This window comes from Pseudogemmobacter sp. W21_MBD1_M6, from assembly GCF_052119585.1.
Lineage (GTDB): Bacteria > Pseudomonadota > Alphaproteobacteria > Rhodobacterales > Rhodobacteraceae > JBGQOJ01.
The window spans coordinates 112,777-136,874 of the sequence record NZ_JBGQOJ010000006.1; the positions used below are offsets into that span (position 1 = coordinate 112,777).

The 24,098-nt window shown below is 61.9% G+C and carries 17 protein-coding genes; 13 read left to right on the forward strand and 4 right to left on the reverse strand.

The window, feature by feature from the left end; genetic code table 11:
• The first annotated feature begins 54 nt into the window (after window positions 1–54).
• The 5 genes from ACEN2R_RS09195 (at window position 55) to ACEN2R_RS09215 (ending at window position 9,334) form a co-directional block, all read left to right on the forward strand.
• Window positions 55–1,623, forward strand: a complete 1,569-nt coding sequence (locus ACEN2R_RS09195; RefSeq protein WP_442041458.1) for a class I SAM-dependent methyltransferase — start codon at window positions 55–57, stop codon at window positions 1,621–1,623.
• Between the two features lie 234 nt (window positions 1,624–1,857).
• A complete protein-coding gene (locus tag ACEN2R_RS09200; RefSeq protein WP_442041460.1) occupies window positions 1,858–5,061 on the forward strand; it encodes a glycosyltransferase family 2 protein in 3,204 nt (1,067 codons plus the stop codon).
• Between the two features lie 2 nt (window positions 5,062–5,063).
• Window positions 5,064–6,179 (forward strand): glycosyltransferase family 2 protein, encoded by a 1,116-nt coding sequence (locus ACEN2R_RS09205; protein ID WP_442041461.1) that lies wholly within the window; start codon window positions 5,064–5,066, stop codon window positions 6,177–6,179.
• A 9-nt stretch (window positions 6,180–6,188) separates the two neighbouring features.
• A complete protein-coding gene (locus ACEN2R_RS09210; protein WP_442041463.1) occupies window positions 6,189–7,130 on the forward strand; it encodes a hypothetical protein in 942 nt (313 codons plus the stop codon).
• Window positions 7,127–9,334, forward strand: coding sequence for a glycosyltransferase family 2 protein (locus tag ACEN2R_RS09215; protein WP_442041465.1), 2,208 nt, complete (start codon window positions 7,127–7,129; stop codon window positions 9,332–9,334). Before ACEN2R_RS09210 ends, ACEN2R_RS09215 begins: the two co-directional genes overlap by 4 nt.
• Here the strand turns inward: ACEN2R_RS09215 and ACEN2R_RS09220 are convergent.
• The 3 genes from ACEN2R_RS09220 to ACEN2R_RS09230 all read right to left on the reverse strand — a co-directional run bounded on the left by ACEN2R_RS09220 (window position 9,331) and on the right by ACEN2R_RS09230 (window position 12,763).
• On the reverse strand, window positions 9,331–10,380 hold the full coding sequence (locus ACEN2R_RS09220) for a glycosyltransferase family 2 protein (protein WP_442041467.1): 1,050 nt from the start codon (window positions 10,378–10,380) through the stop codon (window positions 9,331–9,333). The genes ACEN2R_RS09215 and ACEN2R_RS09220 overlap by 4 nt on opposite strands.
• Window positions 10,381–10,435: 55 nt before the next feature.
• On the reverse strand, window positions 10,436–11,656 hold the full coding sequence (locus ACEN2R_RS09225) for an acyl-CoA dehydrogenase (RefSeq protein ID WP_442041469.1): 1,221 nt from the start codon (window positions 11,654–11,656) through the stop codon (window positions 10,436–10,438).
• 96 nt (window positions 11,657–11,752) lie between these two features.
• Entirely contained in the window at window positions 11,753–12,763 is a 1,011-nt protein-coding gene (locus tag ACEN2R_RS09230; protein ID WP_442041471.1) for an AbrB family transcriptional regulator, read from the reverse strand.
• 134 nt (window positions 12,764–12,897) lie between these two features.
• Here ACEN2R_RS09230 and ACEN2R_RS09235 point away from each other — a divergent pair, with 134 nt between their 5' ends.
• The 3 genes from ACEN2R_RS09235 (at window position 12,898) to ACEN2R_RS09245 (ending at window position 17,005) form a co-directional block, all read left to right on the forward strand.
• Window positions 12,898–13,809 carry an AAA family ATPase gene (locus tag ACEN2R_RS09235; protein WP_442041473.1) on the forward strand — a complete coding sequence of 304 codons (912 nt, stop codon included), beginning with the start codon at window positions 12,898–12,900 and terminating at the stop codon, window positions 13,807–13,809.
• Window positions 13,810–13,872: 63 nt separating this feature from the next.
• Entirely contained in the window at window positions 13,873–15,123 is a 1,251-nt protein-coding gene (locus ACEN2R_RS09240; protein ID WP_442041475.1) for a vWA domain-containing protein, read from the forward strand.
• Window positions 15,124–15,223: 100 nt separating this feature from the next.
• Window positions 15,224–17,005 carry an OmpA family protein gene (locus ACEN2R_RS09245; RefSeq protein WP_442041477.1) on the forward strand — a complete coding sequence of 594 codons (1,782 nt, stop codon included), beginning with the start codon at window positions 15,224–15,226 and terminating at the stop codon, window positions 17,003–17,005.
• A gap of 96 nt (window positions 17,006–17,101) precedes the next feature.
• On the opposite strand, the gene ACEN2R_RS09250 is transcribed toward ACEN2R_RS09245, so the two are convergent.
• Window positions 17,102–18,136 carry a glycosyltransferase gene (locus ACEN2R_RS09250; protein WP_442041479.1) on the reverse strand — a complete coding sequence of 345 codons (1,035 nt, stop codon included), beginning with the start codon at window positions 18,134–18,136 and terminating at the stop codon, window positions 17,102–17,104.
• A 125-nt stretch (window positions 18,137–18,261) separates the two neighbouring features.
• On the opposite strand from ACEN2R_RS09250, the gene ACEN2R_RS09255 reads away from it, so the two are divergent.
• From ACEN2R_RS09255 to ACEN2R_RS09275, 5 genes are all read left to right on the forward strand, one after another.
• Window positions 18,262–19,248: an XdhC family protein gene (locus ACEN2R_RS09255; protein ID WP_442041481.1), complete on the forward strand. Its 987-nt coding sequence runs from the start codon at window positions 18,262–18,264 to the stop codon at window positions 19,246–19,248.
• Window positions 19,248–20,234, forward strand: a complete 987-nt coding sequence (locus ACEN2R_RS09260; protein WP_442041483.1) for a molybdopterin-binding protein — start codon at window positions 19,248–19,250, stop codon at window positions 20,232–20,234. Before ACEN2R_RS09255 ends, ACEN2R_RS09260 begins: the two co-directional genes overlap by 1 nt.
• Window positions 20,235–20,324: 90 nt before the next feature.
• On the forward strand, window positions 20,325–20,810 hold the full coding sequence (locus tag ACEN2R_RS09265; protein ID WP_442041485.1) for a (2Fe-2S)-binding protein: 486 nt from the start codon (window positions 20,325–20,327) through the stop codon (window positions 20,808–20,810).
• Between the two features lie 57 nt (window positions 20,811–20,867).
• The gene (locus ACEN2R_RS09270; protein ID WP_442041487.1) at window positions 20,868–23,240 is read left to right on the forward strand and encodes a xanthine dehydrogenase family protein molybdopterin-binding subunit; all 2,373 of its coding nucleotides are present in this window, start codon (window positions 20,868–20,870) and stop codon (window positions 23,238–23,240) included.
• 12 nt (window positions 23,241–23,252) lie between these two features.
• Complete coding sequence (locus ACEN2R_RS09275; protein ID WP_442041489.1) at window positions 23,253–24,041, forward strand: FAD binding domain-containing protein; 789 nt, start codon at window positions 23,253–23,255, stop codon at window positions 24,039–24,041.
• Window positions 24,042–24,098 lie beyond the last annotated feature (57 nt).

The window sequence follows — 24,098 nt, forward strand, 5'->3', positions numbered from 1 at the left end:
GAAAACAATTAAACTTCTCTTGGTTGAATGTGTTTGTGAAAGAGGAAACTGTTTATGGCTCTTCCGGTCATCGCGTCGCTTTGGATTGGCGCGGAGCTAAGCTGGCTCGAACAGCTGTGCCTGAAATCCTTTCTGGATCATGGGCACAAAGTTGTTCTTTACACCTATGATGCAGTCGCCAATGTGCCAGAGGGTGTGGATGTGCGTGATGCCGCAGAAATCCTTCCGTCCGAAAAGATCATCCGCCATGCCCGAACCGGCAGTCCCGCCTATCACGCGGACCTTTTCCGGCTGCACATGCTGAAGAAAACCGACTATATCTGGGCCGATACCGATGCCTACTGCTGCCAGCCTTGGGACATCAAGCGTGGTTCGCACCTGCATGGCTGGATTTCCGACGCGACCCCTCAGGTGAACAACGGCGTTCTGCGCCTGCCGAAAACCAGCAAGACGCTGGCGGCGATGTTGAAATTCACCAGTGACGAATATCCGGTGCCGCCGTGGTATGGCGTCGAAAAACAGGCAGAGCTGCAAGCGCTGAAAGACAAGGGGCAGGGCGTTCATGTGTCCTTGTTGCCATGGGGTATTTGGGGGCCAGAGGCACTGTTCTGGTTCCTGAACCAGACCGGAGAGATCAGGCACTCGCAGCCCGGCCACGTTCTGTACCCCGTGCCCTTTGCCAATGCCGGTATCACCTTGAAATCGAAAACTGCAGACGAGGCGCGCGCGCTGGTCAAGGACGATACGCTGTCGATCCATTTCTGGGGGCGCCGGTTCCGCAATATCGCCGCCAAGCGCGGGCAGGTTCCGGCACGGGGCAGTTTTGTCGGCGATTTGCTGGACCGTCACGGGATCGACCCCGAGAAAACCAAGCACCTGATGCAGATCAAGCGCCCGGCCACGCCAGAACATCCGGGCAGGCCAGAGGGGCTGGATTTCTCGATGTTCGACGACGGGGATATCGCCAATCTGGTGCTTCAGCGGTCCGAGGTGGGCGCGACCGGTCCTTTGGTGCGGCAATGGATGGCAGGTGACGAAGGGCCGCTGGTTGCCTATGCCGCAGCCAACAGAGACGACATTCTGACCAAGGCCTTTGACGCGATTGCAGAGGCATGCGCGTCCCTGATCCCCGTTGCGGACGACATCGCGCCCCAGCGGATCGCTGATATCGGCTGCGGCTATGCCTTTGCGGATCTTTTGCTGTTCCGGCGCTACGGCGCGGATATCGTGCTGATCGACATCGAGACCAGCGAGGCGCGGCATTTCGGCCTTGAAGCGGAAGGAGCGGGATATTCCAGTCTGGCCAAGGCCCGCGCATTTCTGGAGGCGAACGGCGTGCCTGCGGATAAAATCACCCTGCTCAATCCGCAAAAAGTGGATGTGATGAGCCTTGCGCCGGTCGATCTGTGTATCAGCCTGATTTCCTGCGGCTACCATTATCCGGCGAACACCTATGACGCGTTCTTTCGGGGGCGTATTGCCAAGGGGGGCGGGGTCATTCTTGACATCCGGAAAAAGTCGGGCGGTGTCAGCGTCCTGAAGGCGATAGGAACAATCGAGGTTCTGAAAAAACAGGACAAGCATTCGCAGGTCTTGTTGCGGGTCGACTGCGGCGCTGCCTGATGATCCCTGAAACGCGCTGGGCACAAAATCGCCCCATTTCTACCCTATAAAAGTTGGGTGCGGCGCCGAAAGGAAAAGGCGCGGAAAAGGGGATTTTGAGGCGCGACACACCGTGAAGACAATACGAGAGGCGGGCCGGTTGGAATTCCCCGGTTTTATTGTTTCTCACAACGCCCTAAAGTGCCGTAACTGGTTTGATTATATTTGTGTGACACTAAAACGAAGGCAATCGCAATGACGCTTCCTGTAATCGCTTCGCTCTGGATTGGTGGAAGCCTCAGCTATCTCGAGCAGCTTTGCCTTAAATCCTTCAAGGACCATGGCCACCGGACCATTCTGTATAGCTATGGGCATGTGGAAAATGTGCCCGATGGCATCGAGGTGCTTGACGCAAATACGATTTTTCCCAGCACCAGCTATATCACGCACAAGAAGTCGGGCAGCCCCGCAGTGCATGCGGACGCCTTTCGCTATCGCATGATCGAAATGCAGAATGTGATCTGGGTCGATGCGGATGTCTTGTGCATGCAGCCTTGGGATTTCAAGGACCAGTTCGTGTTCGGCTGGGAAAAGACCGGAAAGCTGGTGTGCAACGCCGTTCTGGGCTTGCCGCGCTTTTCGCGCACGCTGAAGCAGTTGAACGAATTCTGCAATTCCGAATACCCGATCCCGCCCTGGGCCAATCCAGAAGAGCGCGCGCGCCTGGACGCGGCAAAAGCCGCAGGCGAGCCGATCCATGTGTCAGAGCTGGAGTGGGGCGTTTGGGGCCCGGCGGCCCTGACCCATTTCCTGTTCGAAACCGGAGAGATGGATAAGGTCATGCCGCAAGAGGCGTTCTTTCCTGTCTCGTTCAAGGATCGGCGCGATCTGTTGGATCCGGGCATTGATATTGACGCGCAACTGGGGGCGGGCTGTTACGGTGTTCACCTGTGGAACCGCCGCATTCGCCGCCGGATCATCACCCATGAAAACGGCATTCCAAATCCGGGCAGCTTTCTGGGCAAGGCAATCACCCGCCACGGCATCGACCCGACAAAGGCGATGATCCCCGACGTGCCGCCCCCCCATGTGGTCGCCGAGGCAGAGGCGAAAGCGGCAGAGAAAGCGACCGGGACGGCAGGACAGGCAGTGCCAGAACCACAGGCGCCGCAAGACACCTCTTCGCGGCCCGACACGCGTATTGTGAACCCGAACGTGTCGCCGGACATGCCGCAGGCGATGGCGGATATGCCGATGATGACCCTGCAACAATCCCCCGAATACCAGCGTATGATTGACGATCTGGAAAGCCGGACAGGGGCCATGACGGGCTATATGGCGCCACCGAAGGCCCCGATCAGCAACGAAAAGATCCTTGTCGTCACGGGGATGAAAAACGAGGCGCCGTTCATTCTGGAATGGGTCGCCTATAACCGTTCGATCGGGGTGACGGATTTTCTGGTCTACACCAATGATTGTTCCGACAATACCAACGCGATCCTCGACCGGTTGCAGACGCTGGGCTATCTGACGCGTCTGGACAACCCCTGGACAAAGGAGTCACCCAGGAAGCCGCAGCATGTGGCGCTTGCCGATGCGATGCACCAGCCGAATTATGCGCAGGCGGATTGGGTGCTGACCATTGATGTGGACGAGTTCGTGAACATCCATGTGGGCGACGGCACCTTTGCCGATCTGTTTCGCGCCAGCAACTTTCCCAATGTCATTTCCTTCACCTGGAAATTCTTCGGGAACGGCGGCATCAACGACTATGCCGACCGCCCCGTGATGGAGCAGTTCACCCGCTGCGCCCCCGAATTCATCCCAAAACCGCGCCTTGGCTGGGGGTTCAAGTCGATGTTCCACAAATCGGCGCCCTACACCAAGATCGGCGTTCACCGCCCCCTGAAGATCGAAGAGGATGATGTCGATCAGGTGCGCTGGGTCAACGGGTCGGGGCGGGCGATGCCCGATATGCTGCTGACCAACAACGGCTGGCGTTCGACCAAGCGGTCGCTGGGATACCGGCTGGCGACGTTGAACCACTATGTCTTGCGGTCCGCGCAAAGCTTTCTGGTGAAACGGGATCGCGGCAGGATCAACCACACCGATCAGGATCAGGGCATTGATTACTGGATCCGCCGCAACTACGGCACCGAGGTCGACGACCGCATCCACGCGCGCCTTCCCGCGATGAAAAAAGAGCTGGATGTGATGCTGGCCGACGCCCCCCTGGCGGCGATGCACGAAGAGGCCGTGCAATGGCACCGCGGGCGGATCGAAAGCCTGCTGGCCAGCCCGGATTACAAGACCTTGTATGACGGGCTGACACTTGCCGGTCACCCCGATGCCCTTTTCGTCTCGAAAGAGGAAGAAGACGGGGAGGACGAGGGTGGCGAGGATAACGCGGAGGTGAAAGCACCCGCTGAGGTGCCCGCTAAAGTGCCTGTTAAACCAACGCTCAAAGCGACCGAAAAAACGGTGGCAAAGGCTGTCGCTGCGGGTCCGCGTTTCGACGCAAAGATGCCGCCCGCGCCCGCCTCTGCCTCGGATACCCCGCTTTACCCGCGCTTTGACGAGATCCGCGGTTTCGTCAAAGGGGCTGGCGGGTTCGTCTGGGAGGGCGGCGATAACGCGCTGATGTTCGCGCCCAAATCGCGCCGCCTTGTGGTGACATTCGACAACCTCAGCGTCGTGAAAACCGATGAACAGCGCTGGCCCTGGGGCTTTGACGTGCTGTCGGAAAAGATGGGATGCTCGGTTCTGGGCGTGATGGCTGTTCAGCGGAACTGGTTCCGGAACGAGTTTGTCCATGACGCCTTCGAGACCCTGCGCGACAGCGGGTTCTTCGAGCAGTTCGACGAGGTTCTGTTCTACGGCGCGTCAATGGGCGGGTTCGGTGCCTTGGTCTATTCCGCCTGCGCCCCGAACGCCAACGTGCTGGCGGTTGCGCCGCAATCAACGCTGGACCGCAAGATCCTGCCCGATGACGACCGCTGGGGCTGGACCAGGAAACTGGACTGGAACGGGCGGTTCAACGATGCGGCCAAAATGCACGCACACAAGGGCAACGTCTTTGTCATCGCCGATCCCTATTTCCAGCCCGATTTCGATCAGGTGTCGCGGATCCCGGCGGATGGCATGACCTGGCTGCGGACGCCATTCATGGGGCACCAGCTGCCGAATGCCTTTGTGCGGATGGGCGTGATGAAGCAAATTCTGTTTGCGGCCGCCGACGGGACGTTGTCGAAACCGATGTTCTACGACCTGTTCCGCAAGCGCCGCGATCTGGACCGGTATCAGCACGATATCCTGATGGAGGCCGAGAAACGCGGTAAGACCAGACTGGCCATCACGGTTTGCGAATACACGCTGCAACGACGCGAGGCGAAGAACATCCGCCGCTCTCTGGAACGCCTTCAGGACCAGTTGGCGCAGGAACGCCGGAAGGCGGGTTGACCATGTCCGAGACATTCCTTGCCGTCACCTGCATGAAAAACGAGGGACCGTTCATTCTGGAATGGATCGCCTATCACCGCGCGATCGGGTTCACGGATTTTCTGGTGTTCACCAACGATTGCACCGACGGGACCGACACGATCCTCGAGCGGTTGCAGGGCGAGGGCGTGCTGCAAACGATGGATAACCCCTATGCCCGGATGGAGGGCAACTATAACCCGCAAAAGGGCGCGCTTCGGTATTCCGAGGATATGGATATCGTCAAATCCGCCGACTGGATCATGGTTATGGATGTGGACGAATTCGTGAATATCCACGTAGGCGACGGAACATTGGCCGATCTGCTGGGCGCGGTCGGGGAGATCGACTGCATCTCGATGATGTGGCGGTTGTTCGGCAATTCCGATGTGCTGCACTACGAGGACCGTTTCGTCACCGAGCAGTTCGACCTGTGCGCCCCGCACTATTGCCCCAGCCCGATACAGGCCTGGGCGGTCAAAACCATGTTCCGCACGCGCGGCAAACATGCGGCCGGAAAATACAAGCGGATCGGGGTTCACCGCCCCTTGTCCCCGATCAAGGAAACGCTGGCCTCTGTGCGTTGGGTCAACGGCTCTGGCGAACCTGTGCTGGACAAGTTTCTTGACTCCGGCTGGCGCTTTGGCACGCATTCCTGCGGCTATGACCTTGTGACGCTGAACCACTACGCTGTGCGCTCTGCCGAAAGCTTTGTGGTCAAGCGCGACCGGGGGCGCGTGAACCATGTGGACCGCGATCAGGGGCTTGCCTATTGGCTGCGGATGAATTTCAACATGGAACGCGACACCTCTATCCGCCGCCATCTGCCCCGCGCCAAGAAAGAATTCGACCGCCTTCTGGCATTGCCCGGCGTGAAAGAATTGCACATGGCGGCGGTTCAATCGCATCGGGACAAGATCGCGGAGCTGATGTCGGTCCAGGAGACGGCGGAGTTCTACACTGAAATCACATCGACAGAGATGCGGCTTTTGTCACGCCACCTGAACCTGATCGGGCGCGATATCTTTGACGAGGGGCCGGCCAAGATTGATCGCAGGATCATCGAGCGTATCTCGACCGTTCCCGATTTGCTGGCATAGGCGGTTCCGATGGTCGATGAGGTCTGGCTGCATATCGGGACGCCGAAATCGGGGTCTTCGTCGTTGCAAAAGTTCCTGATGGCCGCTGGCGGGCCGGGCACGGGCGCAGGGTTTAGCTATATCACCCCCAATGGCCGCGACACCGCCAATGAATTTGCCATCGCGTTCAACCGCGACCGGACCACGGATCTGGCGCGTATCGCCGCCGGATTGAACGCCCGCATCGCGCAGGACGCGGCGCGGGTCGGCGTGATCTCCAGCGAGATGTTTTACGGCTTTGCGCCTGATGTCCTGTTTCGCCACATGCCGAACTTGCGCAATCGCCCCCTGCATGTGGTCGTGTATATGCGCAGGCAGGACGCCTATATCGAGGCCGCCTTTATCCAGAAATCCAAGAACGGGCGGTTTTACGGCACCCTTCAGGAGTATATCGAGAAATTCGACGGAAGCGGCGCTGACTACGCGGCGATGCTGGCCCCGTGGGAAGGGGTCGCGGACGGGGTAACATTGCACCCGCGCGTCTATGACAAGACGATGATGGACGCGGGCGGGATCGTCGCGGATTTTTGCGGGTTGGTCGGCCTGCCTTTGTCCGGAACAACAGAGGCGGATATCAACGTATCGCCCGGCCTGAACCGTGTGCAGATGTTCCAGATGATCGCCAGACACAAGTTGGCCGATCCGCGCAAATTCCAACGCCATTTCGCGCAGCACTATCCGCAGCGCCGCGAAGACAAACAACCGATTATGACCGACGAAGAACGGCGGGTCTTTCTTGACCGTTTTACGGCGGGGAACGAGATGCTGCGCGCCCGGTATTTCCCGGACCGCGACTGTTTGTTCGAGATGCCGACAGGCGGGACACCGTCGTCCGGGGCCGATGCGTTTTCGCCCGCCCAGCTGCGCGAGTTGGAGCAGATATTCGCGGCGCTTGCCGCGCTTCGGCAATGACCGGTCCGCCAAAACCCGAACCGCCAAAGTCCGCGCACAGCCCCCGAATTCTGCGCGACAGTCTGACACCCGTTGCAATAGGCGACTTTGTTTGCCTTGACGCGCAGATCGCCGCCGCAGATCACGGCTTTGATCTGACCTGTTTTTTCGCCGCCGCACCGGATCGCGCGGGCGAGGGGCAAGACCGCGATTTCGCCGGACTTGTGGGGATACAGAGGCTGGGCGACAGCGCGGACAGACCCTTTGTCAGCACCGCCAATCTTGCCGCACGGGTAGAAAATGTAACCTTGTCGCTGGCAGGGCACAGCGCGTCCTGCCCGGCTTTTGCGGGCGGTGCAGGGCCGCTCGACGGGGCCGATGTGATTCTTGGGCACCGCCACCATGAAGGCGCGGCTGCCGTGCAGGACTGGCTGATGTTTCACGCGGCAGTGCACGGGTGTAGCGCCGCGATTGTCCTGAACACCGGCGATAGCCTTGACGAGGCCGATCTGGCGCGTGTCACGGGGATGTCGCATGTCCTGCTGCTGGATTGTGCCGGATTTGGCCCAAAGGCCCCCGAGGTTCTGTATCGGCTGGCTTTGTCCCGTTACCTGCGGCAGGCGGCAGGGGTGGCTGTTGTCGATGTTTGCGATCTGATCCAGCCGCTGGCGGATGGCCGGACCTGTTTCGCCGTGGCGCGGGACCAGCCGGATGGCAGGCTTCCGTTGCAGGGACGGGCCATCTATCCCTGGCGCATCCGCAAAGGGGCAAGCCCGGCGTTCGGAGATCATATTTGCACGCCTTTGGGTTCTGAATTTAATCAATTCAGGGTTTGTTTTTCACAAAAATTGATAGCTGAAAGTCAAATATGGACAATAGACCTTGCGCCAGACCTTGCACCGACCTCTGGCCGCGACAGCGACAGGGGCGGTGCATTTGACCGGCATATGTGCCTGTCCCAACCCGACAAGACACCGCAACAACTGATCGACAAGAAAACCTTGTTCGAGGATGCAGGTCTGGTCGCCCGCGCGTCGGGGTTTTTCGACTTCAAACCCGTGCGTGCGCCCGTTGTCGATGCGGCCCCGTCGGCAATGACCGGGTCCCGATCTGCGACGGGCCGCACCGCGATTGTCACCTGTATGCGGAACGAAGGACCGTTCATTCTGGAATGGCTGGCCTATCACCGGATGATCGGTGTGGATGACATCCTTGTCTATACCAACGACTGCACCGACGGCACGGACCGGTTGCTGGATCTGCTGGCGGATCGCGGGCTTGTGGTGCGGCGGGACAACCCGTTTCAGGACATGGGCCTTGCGCCGCAACATGCCGCGCTGACCGTCGCCAGCGATGAACCCGTGATCCGGGACGCCGATTATGTGATCGGGATGGATGTGGATGAATTCATCAATATCCACGTCGGGCAGGGGCACCTGCGGGATCTGTACGGGGCGGTGCCCGATGCCAATATGATTTCAATGACATGGCGGTTGTTCGGCAACAGCGACGAGGCCGGTTTCAGGGATGCGCCCGTCATATCGCGTTTCACGCGCTGTGCGCCGCACTACATCCGCCGCCCGCATCAGGCCTGGGGTTTCAAGACGGTGATGCGGAATGTGGGGCTGTTCAAGTCCCTTGGTGTGCACCGGCCGCGCGGGCTGGTGCGGGCAAAGGCCATGCAGGTGAACTGGGTGAACGGCTCTGGCGAACCGATGCCGCAGGCGTTTTTGAAAACGGGGTGGCGGTCCGGCAAGGGCAGCTATGGCTATGATCTGGTGACGCTGAACCACTATGCGGTGCGCGATGCGGAAAGCTTTCTGGTCAAGCGGGACAGGGGCCGCGTGAACCATACCGGGCGGGATCAGGGGCAGGCCTATTGGTTCCGGATGAACAACAACGCCCGGAATGACATCTCGATCCAGCGCCATCTGCCCGGACTGCAAACGGCCCTTGCGGCCCTGCTGGACGATCCCGAAATCAGGGCGGCCCATCTGGCCTGTGTCGACGCACATGTCGCACGGATCAGGGCGCTGCGTGCAGAGCCGGTGTTTGACGACCTGTATCAGGCGCTGGTGTCCGCGCGGTTCATGGCCCTGTCGCGGATGCACCATCACTTTGGGATGAACGTGTTCCTGACTGGCCCGCAGGTTATTCCCGACACCGTGTTCGATCCGGCCCTGCCCGAGGGGTTTTTCTTTAACTGCGCGCGGCCGGATGGCTAGGCCGAAGTGTCGCGGGCCATCTGCAGGCGCCGCATGTGCAGGCGCGCCTGTTCTTCGGATGGTGGGGTGCTGTCCCCAAGCAACGACAGCCGCCAGCGCAGTTTTATGACGTCGGTCTGTTCCAGTAGGCGTTCAAGAGCCTGCCGGTGGAAGGCCAGGCAGTCCGCATGTCGCGCGGCTGTGTCGGTATCCGCCAACAGCTGTGCCATTTTCGCGGTCGTTGCGGGCAGCATGTCCCTGATCCGGTCGTCACTGACCGAGTTGAAGTTGCGTTCCGCCCAGTAATCCAGATCGATCCTGCGGGTCATGTGGTTGGGTAGGCCGCGTGCGCGTTTCAGGATGAATTCGTCGGCAGAGCGGACGGAATAGTGATTGAGGCAGGCCAGCGTCGGTCCGCAGTTCTGTCCGTAAAGGCTGATGGTGGCATCGCTTTGCGCAAAGCTGTCAGAAAGCCTGCGCCCCGAAGGACCAAGCCAACGCGCCGGGGCCTTTGCCTTTCCGCGTGGGCGGTGCACCCCCAGTTGGCGGAAGGCCTTGGGCCGGATCAGGGATTTGAACAGATGGGCCATCCAGAAATGGATGTCCTCGGGCGCGGCGCGGGTGAACCGTGCGGGGGTCATGCCCGGCGTGATTTCCATCTGCCTTGCGGACCCGAAGAACCGCCAGGGCAGAGCGATTGCGTCAGTCTGGCCACCGATCTCCTGCATCGCGGCTATCATGTCCTGCACAGAGGCAAGCGGCGGCGCGAGGGTCAGGAACTCGTCGCAATCAAAGAACATGACCCAGTCCGCAGCCGTCACCAAAGGATGGTCATTCGCGATCTGAAGCGCCTGCCATTGCACCGACTTCTTGCCCGATGGTCTGAAAGGCAGATGCGTCACCGACGGCGTGCGGGCCAACGCATCAAGAAGGGCATCGCTGCCATCCTCGCAGTCATGGGTCAGCACCAGCATGTGGTCGAACCCTGCGGCCAAATGATGCGCGATCCATTCGACGCAATACGGGCCATCATTCCGAAGGCAGGTTATTCCGACAACTCCGGCCATCTTGCCTCTTTCTTTCGGCGCATGGCCAGAATTGGGCACTGTCGTGCGGGGCTGCCTAGAAAAACGCCTGCAAGCCGGTGATCGCGCGGCCAAGGATCAGCGCGTGAACGTCATGCGTGCCCTCGTAGGTGTTCACCGTTTCAAGGTTCACCATATGGCGCATGATCTGGTAATCTTCCTGAATGCCGTTGCCGCCGTGCATATCCCGCGAGGCCCGCGCGATATCCAGTGCCTTGCCACAGTTGTTGCGCTTCATGATCGAGATCATCTCTGGGGCCGCTTTGCCCTGATCCATCAGACGCCCCACCTGCAACGACCCCTGAAGGCCCAGCGTGATTTCCGTCAACATATCGGCCAGCTTTTTCTGGAACAGCTGCGTCTGCGCGATGGGTTTGTCGAACTGTTTGCGGTCCAGACCGTATTGCCTTGCCGCATGCATGCAGAATTCCGCAGCCCCCAGAACACCCCAGGAAATGCCATAGCGGGCGCGGTTCAGACACCCGAACGGCCCCTTCAGCCCCTCGACGAAGGGCAGCAGGGCCTCTTCGCCCACCTCGACCCCCTTCATCACGATCTCGCCTGTGGTCGAGGCGCGCAGCGACAGCTTGCCGCCGATCTTGGGGGCGGACAGGCCGTCCATGCCCTTTTCCAGAACAAAGCCGCGAATCTTGCCGTCATGCGCGTCGGACTTGGCCCAGACCACGAACACATCCGCAAATGGCGCGTTCGAGATCCACATCTTCGATCCGGTGATCCTGTAGCCCGTCGCGGTCTTTTCGGCGCGGGTTTTCATGCCGGCGGGGTCGGACCCCGCGTCGGGTTCCGTCAGGCCGAAACAGCCGATGAATTCGCCCGATGCCAGCTTCGGCAAATATTTCATCCGCTGCTCTTCGGTGCCGTAGGCATAGATCGGATACATCACCAACGAGGATTGCACCGACATCATCGAGCGATAGCCGCTGTCGACGCGCTCGATTTCGCGTGCGACCAGCCCGTAGGTGACATAGGACGCGCCCAGCCCGCCGTATTGCTCTGGCAGGGTCAGGCCCAGCAACCCGGCCTCGCCCATTTCGCGGAACATGCCGGGGTCGGACACCTCGTCGCGGTAGGCGGCGATCACGCGCGGTTGCAGCACATCCTGCGCAAAGGTTCGCGCCGCGTCGCGCAGCATCCGCTCGTCCTCGGTCAGCTGGTCCTCCAGACGCAAGGCATCTTCCCAATCAAAGCGCGACAGGTCGGGGGCGTCTTTGGCGGAAAGCTTGGGCTGCATGGTCATTGGTATTCTCCGGATGAACCTTGATTGACCACAGGCTTAACAAGGCATTGGCCGCAGGGCAATTCCCGCATTAGGTCGCACAGGCTGAAGCAGAGGCTAAAGTGCCTCTTTGTCCAGCCACCTGGAGACAAACGGGGCGGCAAGAATAACGACAAAGATCCGCAACAGGTGATGCGCCACGACAAAGCCGACGTCGGCGCCCGCCACAATGGCGATCACCGCCATTTCGGCCTGCCCGCCGGGCAGGAACGCCAGAATGACCTCAAGCGTGCCAGCGGGCGACACCAGAAACACCGCCTCGACAAAGACAAGCGCGATGATCGCCAGAAACAGGCTGTAGACCAGTCCGGCCCCCACATCGATACGCAGTTCCCGCCCGGTTATACCGGCGTATTTCGATCCGACCGCGATGCCGATAAAGAACTGCGCCGCCCAGATCATTTCGGCAGGGGGGCGGGACTGGATGATGCCGGACAGCGACAGAACCGCCGTCAGGATCAACGGCCCAAGGATTGACGCGCCGAACATGCCGATCCGCTCTGCGCCTTTCCAGCCCAGCAGGCCCGCGGCGATCATGATCAGGATTTGCACAACGCCCACATCGGTGGCGGGGCGGCCCGGAGCGGCGGACAGGTCGATGCCGTAGGCCAGCGTCATCAGGATCGGTGCCGCCGTCACGATGACCAGAACGCGCGTCGCATGGATCAGCGACATGGCGCGCACGTCGCCGCCCGCCTCTTCGCCAAAGATCAGCATATCCTGCAACCCGCCCGGCATCGCCGAATAGAACGAGGTGGCGTGGTTGAACCCCATGACATAGCGGAAAAACGGATACCCCACCGCCCCGATCACCGCCACAAACAGCGGGATCAAAAGCAATGTCGGCCCGTAGCCGGGTAACTCCTGGATCAGGTTCGGCGTCACCGTCGTGCCGATTGCCACCCCCAGAAAGGTGCGCATCACCACGCCGAATGTCCCCATGCCCTGCAAAGGCGCGCCGGCCAGCGCGAAAACCAGACATCCGACCATCGGCCCCAACAACAATGGCAGCGGCAGCGACAGCGCGATGAACGCCGCAGCACCAAGGGCGGCAGCGACAAGGGTCATCAGGCGGGTTCTTGTCAACGGATTCATTGCCTCTCAATGCCGCAGGCAAGAGGCAGGCGCAAGCATAAGACCAAAGGCCCCCTTGACGCGGTGCATGGGGCATGCAGCTTTAGCCATTCAGAAGGAGTGTGACCATGACTGACCAAACGGTTTCAATCGACGCGGTGCAGCAGATGCTGGCAGACCAGAACTACGTCTGCGGGCGCGCGCTGGCGACGGTGGTCTTTTTGTCCCTGCGTCTGGGCCGCCCCTTGTTTCTGGAGGGCGAGGCAGGCGTCGGCAAAACCGAGATCGCAAAGGCCATCGCCGCCGCCCTTGGCCGCCGTCTGATCCGTTTGCAGTGCTACGAAGGGCTTGACGCGTCCAGCGCCGTCTATGAGTGGAACTTTGCCGCGCAAATGATCGCCATCCGCACGGCCGAGGCCGCAGGGGGCGCGGACCGCGATATGCTCAAGACCGAGCTGTTCACCGAAGACTATCTGATCGAGCGCCCCCTGTTGCAGGCCCTGCGCCCGCAGGCCGGTGGTGCGCCAGTGCTGCTGATCGACGAGCTTGACCGCACCGACGAACCCTTCGAGGCCTTCCTGCTAGAGGCGCTCAGCGATTTTCAGGTCACAATCCCGGAACTCGGCACGATCCATGCGCCAGAGCCGCCGATCGTGATCCTGACCTCGAACCGCACCCGCGAGGTGCATGACGCGCTGAAGCGCCGCTGCCTGTATCATTGGGTCGATTATCCTGACTTCAACCGCGAGATGCAGATCCTTCAGGCCCGCGTGCCCGAGGCCTCGGCGGCGCTGAGCCGCGAAGTGGTGGCCTTTGTGCAGCGCCTGCGCACCGAGGATCTTTTCAAGAAACCGGGCGTGGCCGAAACCATCGATTGGGCGAAATGCCTGTTGGCGCTGGATGTCATCACCCTGTCGCCAGAGGTGATTTCGGACACTCTGGGCGCGATTTTGAAATATCAGGACGACATCCAGAAAATCCAGGGCTCCGAGGCAAAGCGCCTGCTGGAGGAGGCCAGGGCGACAATGGCGCCGGCATGAGACAGTTTTGCCTTACTTTGTTCCTTAAATACTCGAATTCCCCGGATCGGCCGGCGTGCCACCATGGTTGAGTATCCCGCCCTCGATCTTCCCGATCACCCGAAGCTGACCCATAACATCACGCATTTTGCGCGCGCCCTGCGCCGTGCGGGGTTGCCTGTCGGATCCGGTCGGGTGATCGACGCGATCCGCGCGGTTCAGGCGGCGGGGTTTTCAAGCAAACAGGATTTCTACTGGACCTTGCACGCTTGCTTTGTCTCCAGGCCTGAACACCGCGATGTCTTTGCCCAGATATTCCGGCTGTATTGGCGCGACCCGCAGTTCCTGGAACATATGATGTCGCTGATGATCCCCGCGATCCGTGGGGTGGCCGAGGAGCGCGTGCTGAAGGCGGCGGAAAAACGGGCGGCAGAGGCGCTGCTGGACGGTGCCACGCGCGATGCGCCCGCCATAGAGCAGCGCGAAGAGACCGCGTTCGACATCGACGCGACCCTGACCACCAGCACCGAGGAACGCCTGCGCACCCTCGACTTTGAACAGATGAGCCTGTCCGAGATGGCGGAGGCCAAGCGGATGCTGGCGCGTCTCAGCCTGCCGATCAAACCGCTGAAGTCGCGCCGCACGATCGCGTCGCATTACGGTGCGCACCCCGACTGGCGGGCCACGATGCGGGCGTCCTTGCGCGCTGGCGGAGAGTTGCGCGATTTCGCCTCGAAGAAACAGCGCGTCCGCTGGCCGCGTCTTGTGGCGCTGTGCGACATCTCGGGCTCTATGTCGACTTATTCCCGCGCTGTTCTGCATTTCCTGCACGCGGTGTCGAACCAGAATGGCGCGGGCTGGTCCGAGGTGCACGCCTTTACCTTTGGCACCCGCCTGACCAACATCACCCGCCACCTGCGCAACCGCGATGTGGATGCGGCGCTGGCCGCCGCAGGGGCAGAGGCGCAGGATTGGGAAGGCGGCACGCGGATCGGCGAATGCCTTGCCGATTTCAACCGCAACTGGTCGCGCCGGGTGTTGGGGCAGGGGGCGGTCGTGCTGTTGATCACCGACGGGCTGGACCGCGACGATGCGGATGCGCTGGCCCGCCAGATGGAGCGGCTGCACCTGTCCGCCCGCCGCGTGATCTGGCTGAACCCCTTGTTGCGCTGGGACGGCTTCGCACCCAAGGCCAAGGGCATCGCGGCGATGCTGCCGCATGTGGACAGCTTTCGCGCGGGCCACAATATCGCGTCGTTGCAGGGACTGGCCGACGCGATGTCCCGCCCCGACGATACGGGCGAGAAAACGCGCCTGATGAAGGCACTGGGTTAGGCGGAAAGCCGCGCGGTCACGGGCAGTTGTATGGTGAACGGGAACCAAGGGTGGCAGGTCTGCGTTAATTTCGCGAACCAGACTTATGTAAGGACGTCCCATGACCCTTCGCCTATTGAAGACCAGCACCGCCCTCGTTGCCAGCCTTTCGCTGCTGCTGCCCTCTGCCTTGCCACTGATGGCGCAGGAAACCGTTACCGGCGACGCCGTGCCAATGATCTGTGCCGATGGAACCGAGCTGCCCTGTGCAGAGGGAATAGAAGCCATTCCAGTACCGGCAGAGGTAATGCCTGACGCCGCAGCCACGACGGAAGAGGCGGCACCGGCAGAGGAGGTCGCGCCTGTGGTCGAGGCCCCTGTGGTTGAAGAGGTGCCCGCAGCCGAAGTTCCTTTGGTCGAAGAGCTGCCTGCGACTGACGCCCCAGCCGCCGAAGCCCCTGTGGTTGAAGGGGTGCCCATTGTCGAGGAGACGGCACCTGTTGTCGACGCTGCACCTGCCGCTGATGCGCCCGTGACAGAGCCCGTGACTGAGACCGTCACCGAAACCCCTGCGCCAGAGGCGGCCCCTGACGCGGCCCCTGCCGAACCTGCAATTGTGGTCGAAGACCCCGTCGCCGAACCCGCACCTGCCGAGGCGGCAGCGGAAGAGCCGGCTGCGGATGCAATCGAAGAACCCGCCGCTGAAGCAACAGCAGAACCGACACCCGAACCAGCCGCAGAACCAGCCGCAGAAGCAGAGGCAGAGGCTGAGGTCGAGGTAGGGACGACTGAGGCGGACGCCGCTAATCCCGTCGAGACAGTTGAAGAACCCGCACCCGAGGCCCCCTCTGCTGCGGCAGCGGCAGCCCCTGCCGGTGAGGAACCTCAGGCCGACGCTCCGGCGCCCGAAGTCACGACAGAGGTCGTGACCGAGGAAACCGCGCGATCCAGCAGCGAGGACTTTGCAACCACCGCCGATGGCACCCCGACGGCCGCCGCCCCCAGCAAAAAGGGCCTCAGCAACTTCGAGAAATTCCTGCTGCTGGGCACCGGCGCGGTGATCGTCGGATCACTTTTGAAAAACGGTGACAAGGTCGTGGCGAACACCGGCGACCGCGTGGTCGTGCAACGCGGCGACACGCTTCAGGTTCTGAAAGACGATGACACGCTGCTGCGCCGTCCCGGGTCCGACGTGACGACGGAAACGTTCAACGACGGCTCTACCCGCAGCACGATCCTGCGCGAGGACGGGTCGAAAGTGGTCACCATCCGCGATGCGCGCGGCACGGTCCTGCGCCGCACCAGCTATAATGCGCAGGGGCAGGAATACGTGATTATCGACGACACGATCGAGACAGCCCCGCTGCCGAAAACCCGCCCCGCGAACATCAAGCCGATCAAGAAGGGCGAGACGTTGGAAGAGGCGGCCCTGCGCCGCGCGCTGGAGGCAGAGGCGGGCACCGCCCTGGACCGTGGCTATTCCCTGCGCCAGATCCGCAACACCGAATGGGTGCGCGACATGGTGCCTGCCATCGAGGTGGATGCAATCACGTTCGACACAGGCTCTGCCGCGATCAATCCGACCGAGGCAAAGGCGCTGTCCGCGCTGGGGGCCGAAATGCGCAACATCATTGCGGCCAACCCGCGCGCGCTGTTCCTTGTCGAGGGGCATACCGATGCGGTCGGCAGCGCCAGTTCCAACCTTGCGCTGTCGGACAGACGCGCGGAATCTGTCGCACTTGCCCTGACGGAATACTTCGACGTGCAGCCTGAAAACCTTGTGGTTCAAGGCTACGGCGAGGCCTACCTGAAGGTGAAATCAGACGGGGACGCGCGGGAAAACCGCCGGGTCTCCGTGCGGGACATTACGCCGATCCTGCAACAGGTCGTCGCCTCGCGCTAGGCTGCGGGCAAAAATCTAACCATTGGGCCGCGCGATCAGGGGAACCGCCCCGGTCGCGCGGCCCTTTTCGTGTCTTGCCGGGCGGGTTTCACCGGATCAATCCGACAGAAGATCCGTGTCCCGCACCCCGATCTGATGCTCGTACACGCTCCAGCTTCGGGCGGTCTGTTTGTAGGGGGCGTCGATCTGTTTCAGGATCTGGCGCCGGGCCACGCAGGACGGGATCAGGCGCAGCGGCGCGATCACGGAATCGTCGCGCCGCCGATACAGGAACTGCGTCAAGGCCCCCGGACCGGTCAGCATGTAGATCGGCCCGTCCTGCCGCGTGCCGATCTGGCGCAGCATATGTTCAAGATAGGCGGTCCAAAGCGGCGACCGCGCAGGGCCGCCGATAAAGTGGTTCAGCGTCACGCATTTGGGCAGGCTGCTGGACGACACGGCAAAGCAGGCCTCGCCTGCGCCCGCCAGAAACGCCGCCGCGCCCTTTTTCGGCAGCGTGTCGGCGTCGACATAGGTGCCGCCCTTTGCCACCAGCCACGCCACGCGGAACAGGTCTGATTTCAGTGCCGGATGCCAAAGACGGCGATAAACCTGCGCCATTTGCGCGCCGTAAAGCGTTGTCAGCTGGTCGGTGGCGGTGACATCGTCGAACATGCGATGGCTGCCCACCGCAACGCCAGCCCATGCGATACGGCCGGTCTCGATCTCTGTCGGGGGGGATTTGTCCCAGAACTGGATCAGGTTTGCCGGCCCCTGTCCGCCAAGGTCTGCGGGCAGGGTGCGGTGACGCAGGAAAAGCGCCCAGCCCTTTGCCTCCAGCCGGGTCAGAGGGTGGATCGTGCGGTCTGCCACGAGATCGTCAAGCGGCAGCGTCCCGCCGATGCGCGCGCTGTGCAGGATCGCGCCAAAAAGTGCGGATTGCCCCGGTGGCAGCAACAGCGTCATATAGGCCAGATCGGGTAATCCGCCGGCGGTTCGGGCAAAAAGCTCGTCCAGAACCGCAAAGGGAATGTCCCATGCGCGGCCCGCGTTACGTGCATGCAGGCGGGTAATCAGCCGTCTAAGGCTGCGCCATGCGCCAAAACGCGCCAGAAATCGGGCTGTGCGGACATGGGTGTTCGGATTCGACATAAAAAATCTTTACCGGTAAAAAAATACAATCACTACGACCTTTGTCCCAAAGAACCGCCGCTCATGCAATTGCCATGTGACAAGCCGCATCAACCGCCCCATATTCATGGATAACGGAGGATCCGATGACTGTAGAATTCGACGCAATTCCCGAAACCGCTCTTGCCTGGCACCGGTCGGGGCGCAAGGCCGCCCTTGCCTGTGTGATTGAAACCTGGGGGTCTGCGCCGCGCCCTGTTGGCAGCCTTCTGGCGATCAGCGGCGACGGAGAGATTGCGGGGTCTGTTTCGGGCGGCTGTGTCGAAGGCGCGGTTGTGGTCGAGGCGATGGATGCGCTGGAGGACGGCGCGCCGCGCATTCTGGACTACGGGGTCAGCGACGACGAGGCTTTTGCCGTGGGGCTTGCCTGCGGAGGGCGCATTCGTGTGCTGGTGGAACCGGTGGCCACCATGTCCGAGGATCTGTTGGCGGCACTTGTCGCGGCCCGCGCAGAACGGCGTGCGGCGGCCTATGTGGTGAATACCGACACATGGGAGCGGCGTCTGGCGGATGCAGATGATGCGGCGCTGGGCGCGTCTATTGCCGCACGGATGCGCAGCGATAAATCCGGCTTCGAGGAGGGCAGCGCGACCTTTATCGCCGTCCATAATCCCCCGCTGCGAATGGCCGTGATCGGCGCGGTCCACATCGCGCAGCCGCTGGTGCAGATGGCGCGGATGGCCGGCTACGACCCCGTTCTGATCGACCCGAGAGAGGCCTTTGCCAGCCCGGAGCGATTTCCCGACACGGTTTTGATGCACGACTGGCCCGACGCCGCGCTGACGAAACACGGGCTGGATGCGCGCACGGCGGTGGTGACGCTGACCCACGACCCCAAGCTGGACGATCCGGCGATCATGGCGGCTTTGCGGTCGGATGTGTTCTATCTGGGGTGCCTCGGGTCGACGCGGACCCATGCCAAGCGGGTGACGCGCCTGACCGATGCGGGGGTTTCGGGGGCTGATATCGCCCGTATCCACGCGCCTGTGGGGCTGGATATAGGGGCCAAATCGCCCGCCGAGATCGCCGTGTCGATCATGGCGCAGATCACCCGGGTTTTGCGGGGGCGCTGATGTATTTCGGGTCTGTCCCTATCGACGACGCGCTGGGTGCGATCCTTGCCCATTCGGTGCAACTGGGCGGCAAGCGGTTGCGCAAAGGGGTGGAACTGACCCCCGACCATATTGCGGCGATGAAGGCCGCAGGCGAGGCGACGGTTGTCGTCGCCCGCCTTGACGCGGACGATCTGCACGAGAACGAGGCGGCGGATGCCATCGCCCGTGCGGTTGTGCCCGATCCTGTCGCGGCAGGGATCGAGGTTTCGGACAGCTTTACCGGGCGGGTGAATCTTTATTCCGCCATTCGCGGGGTGGTCGAACTGGATGTGGCCAAATTGCATGCGTTGAACCTGATCGACCCGATGATCACGCTGGCCACCGTGCCACCCCTGACGCGGGTGGTCCCGCGCACGATGGTCGGCACGGTCAAGATCATTTCCTACGGGGTGGCGGGGCAGGCCGTGGCCGCCGCCGCGCGTGCCGCCGCCGATGCGATCCGCGTTTTGCCGGTGATCTATTCCAGCGCGACCCTGATCGTCACCCACACCGGGGCCGAGACAGAGGCCAGACCAAAGGCGGTCTACGCGCGTCTTGCCGCGCTGGGAATGACCGGGGTCGAAACGCTGGACGCACGGCACGACACCGGCGCCGTTGCCGCCGCGATCGGGCGCGCAACTGGAGAGTTGGTGCTGATCCTCACCGCCTCTGCCACGTCGGACCCGTTTGATGTCGGCCCGCAGGCGCTGCGCGATGCGGGCGGGCAGGTGACGCGCTTTGGCATGCCGGTCGACCCCGGCAACCTGCTGTTCTTTGGCGATCTTGGGGGGAAGCCGGTGATCGGCCTGCCCGGATGCGCAAGGTCGCCCGCGTTGAACGGGGCGGATTGGGTGCTGGAACGGATCGCCTGCGGCCTCACCGTCACGGCGCGCGACATCGCCGAAATGGGGGTGGGCGGGTTGCTGAAAGAGATCCCGACGCGCCCGCAACCGCGAGAGCATTAACAAGATGGACAGCGCCATCTACGACTAAAGGGCAATACCTCGCCCGGACCCAAAGTGATTTACTGAAGCCAAGTGTAGAGGGAGGAAACTATGACAAAAGTCACCATGACCGTGAACGGCAAGACCGTTTCGGGAGAGGTTGAGGGCCGCACCCTGCTGGTGCAGTTCCTGCGCGACGATCTGAGAATGACGGGCACCCATGTCGGCTGTGACACATCGCAGTGCGGCGCATGCGTCGTGCATGTGAACGGCGAGCCGGTCAAGGCCTGCACCATGTTCGCCAACGAGGCGGACGGCGCTACGGTTTCGACCATCGAAGGCATGGCAAACGCCGACGGGTCGCTCAGCGTGATCCAGCAGGCGTTTCAGGATCATCACGGGCTTCAGTGCGGGTTTTGCACACCGGGCATGGTGATGAGCGCAGCCGCCCTGTTGAAAGAGAACCCCAGACCGACAGAGTCCGAGGTGCGCGATTACCTCGAGGGCAATATCTGCCGCTGCACGGGCTACCACAACATCGTCAAGGCGATCATGGCGGCCAGCGGACAGGACGTTTCACAAATCGCCGCGCAATAACGCGGACGGCGGGGCGGCTATTTCGCTTGCCCGCAATATGACTTTTGGGAGGAAGACATGCCTAAAGACAACGGCATCGGCGCCAGCACAATCCGGCGCGAGGACATCAAGTTCCTGACCGGACGCGGGCGTTACACAGACGATATCAATTTGCACGCCCAGACCTATGTGGTCTTTGTGCGCTCGCAGGTGGCGCATGGCCGGATCGTGTCGATCGACACCTCTGCCGCCGAGGCGATGCCGGGCGTTCTGGCGGTTCTGACCGGCGAGGATTTCGTGGCCAAGGGCGGCAACCCCGCCGGTTGGTTGATTCAAAGCCGTGGCGGCGAGGCCATGAAAGAGCCAAAGCGCCCCGTGCTGGCCCATGGCAAGGTGCGCCACGTGGGCGACGCCTATGCGGCTGTCGTTGGCGAAAGCATCGCCGCCGCGCGCAACGGGGCCGAGGCGATCATCGCCGATATCGAGGCCTTGCCCGCGATCATCGACATGGCGACCGCCGTGGCCGACAGCGCGAACCGGGTGCATGACGAGATCGAGAACAATGTCTGTTTCGACTGGGGCTGGATCGAGGACAACAAGGCCGCCGTGGACGAGGCGTTCGAAAAAGCGCCCCATGTCACCACGCTGGAACTGGTGAACAACCGCCTTGTGCCCAACGCGATGGAGCCCCGCGCGTCGATCGGCGATTACGACCCCGGCACCGGCGATTACAAGCTGTATACGACATCGCAGAACCCGCATCTGACGCGGCTTTTGATCAGTGCCTTCGTGATGGGCATTCCCGAAAACAAACTGACCGTGATCGCGCCCGATGTCGGCGGTGGTTTCGGCTCCAAGATCTACCACTACGGCGAAGAGGCTGTGGTGCTTGAGGCGTCGAAACGTCTGGGCCGCCCTGTGAAATGGGCCGCCGACCGATCCGAGTCGTTCCTGAGCGATGCGCATGGTCGCGACCACGTCACCAAGATTCAGCTGGCGACGGATCTGGAGGGCAACTTTCTTGCCCTGCGCACCGAAACACTGGCCAATGTCGGCGCCTATCTGTCGAACTTTGCCACCGTGACGCCGACCTTCCTGCACGGAACATTGATGGCGGGGCCATACAAGACGCCGCTGGTCTATGTGAACGTCAAGGCCGTGTTCACCAACACCGCGCCAGTTGACGCTTACCGTGGGGCGGGCCGCCCCGAGGCGACATTCTCGATCGAACGTGTGGTCGATAAATGCGCCCGCGAACTGGGGCTGGAGCCATGGGAGCTGCGCCGCCGGAACTTTATCCAGCCGGACCAGTTCCCCTACCAGACCCCCGTCGGCGTCGTCTACGACATCGGCAATTACGGCGCCACGCTTGACCGTCTGGTCGAGATGGTCGATCCGGCCGGCTTCGAGGCGCGCGTGGCGGACAGTGCCAAGCGCGGCAAGATGCGCGGGCTTGGGTTGTCGACATGGATCGAGGCCTGCGGCATCGCGCCGTCCAACCTTGTGGGCCAGTTGGGTGCGCGGGTCGGACTATACGACGCGGCAACGGTTCGGGTGAACGCCACCGGCAACCTTTCTGTCATGGTCGGCGCGCATAGCCACGGTCAGGGCCACGAGACCGTATTCGCTCAGATCGTGTCCGACATGCTGGGTATCGGCATCGAACAGGTCGAGATCGTCCATGGCGACACCTCGAAAATTCCTTTTGGTATGGGCACTTACGGGTCGCGCTCTCTTGCAGTTTGTGGGTCGGCCATGGTTCGGGCGACCGAAAAGATCATCGCGAAGGGCAAGAAGATCGCAGCGCATATGCTCGAAGCCTCGCTTGACGACATCGTTTTCGAGAACGGATCCTTTACCGTTGCCGGAACCGACAAGGCCAAATCCTTTGGCGAGATCGCCTTTTCCGCCTATGTCCCGCACAACTATCCGCTGGAAGAGCTGGAGCCGGGTCTGGAAGAGACCGCGTTCTACGATCCGGGCAACTTTACCTATCCCGCCGGCGCCTATGCCTGCGAGGTCGAAGTCGATCCCGAGACAGGGCAGGTCACTGTTCTGGGCTTTTCCGCAGCCGACGATTTCGGCAATGTGATGAACCCGATGATCGTCGAGGGTCAGGTTCATGGCGGTGTGGCGCAGGGGATCGGTCAGGCGCTTCTTGAAGGGTGCGCCTATGATGCCGAGGGCCAGCTTTTGTCGGCCAGCTATATGGATTACACGATGCCACGCGCCGATGACCTGCCGTTCTACAACGTCGATCATTCCTGCGTAACGCCCTGCACCCATAATCCGCTTGGCGTCAAAGGCTGCGGCGAGGCGGGCGCGATCGGATCGCCCCCTGCCGTCGTCAATGCGGTGATTGACGCCCTGCACCGCGCGGGCCACACTAACGTAACCCATATCGACATGCCGCTATCCCCACAGCGCGTATGGTCTGCAATGAACGGTTAAGGAGGCCGAACCATGTATAACTTTGAATTTGAACGGCCCTCCAGCATTGCGGATGCGGTAACAGCGCTGAAAGGCGAAGATGCGCAGGCGTTGGGGGGCGGTCAAACGCTGATCCCGACGCTGAAACAGCGCCTTGCATCACCCGCCACGCTGGTCAGCCTAAGCGGTATTCCCGACATGAAGGGGATCTGCACAAACGACGACGGGTTGCTGTGCATCGGCGGTGCCACCACGCATGGCGCGGTGGCTGCGGGGGCCGGGGCCTATCCCGGACTTGCCGGGCTGGCGGGCCAGATCGGTGACCCTGCGGTGCGCACGCGCGGAACAATCGGCGGGTCGCTGGCCAACAACGATCCGTCCGCCTGCTATCCTGCGGCGGCTTTGGCCTCGGGGGCGCAGATCGTCACCAACAGCCGGACCATTCCGGCGGATGACTACTTTCTGGGGATGTTCACGACCGCGCTGGACGAGGGCGAGATCATCACAGAGGTCCGCTTTCCGGTGCCGCAAAAGTCCAACTACCAGAAGTTCGTGCAGCCAGCCTCGCGGTTTGCGATGGTCGGCGTCTTTGTCGCCAAGTTCGCCGATGGCGTGCGCGTTGCGGTGACGGGCGCGTCCGAAGGGGGCGTGTTCCGCTGGACCGAGGCGGAAGAGGCGCTGTCACGGGATTTCTCGGCGGCGGCGATCAAGGGTCTGAAGGCAAGTGCTGACGGGATGATCGGGGATCTGCACGCAACCCCCGAGTATCGCGCGCATCTGATCGGCGTGATGACGGGGCGGGCCGTTACGGCGGCCGTCTGATCCACCGTGGACGACTAAAAGGAAAGCCCCGTTTTTACGGGGCTTTTCGCATTTTCT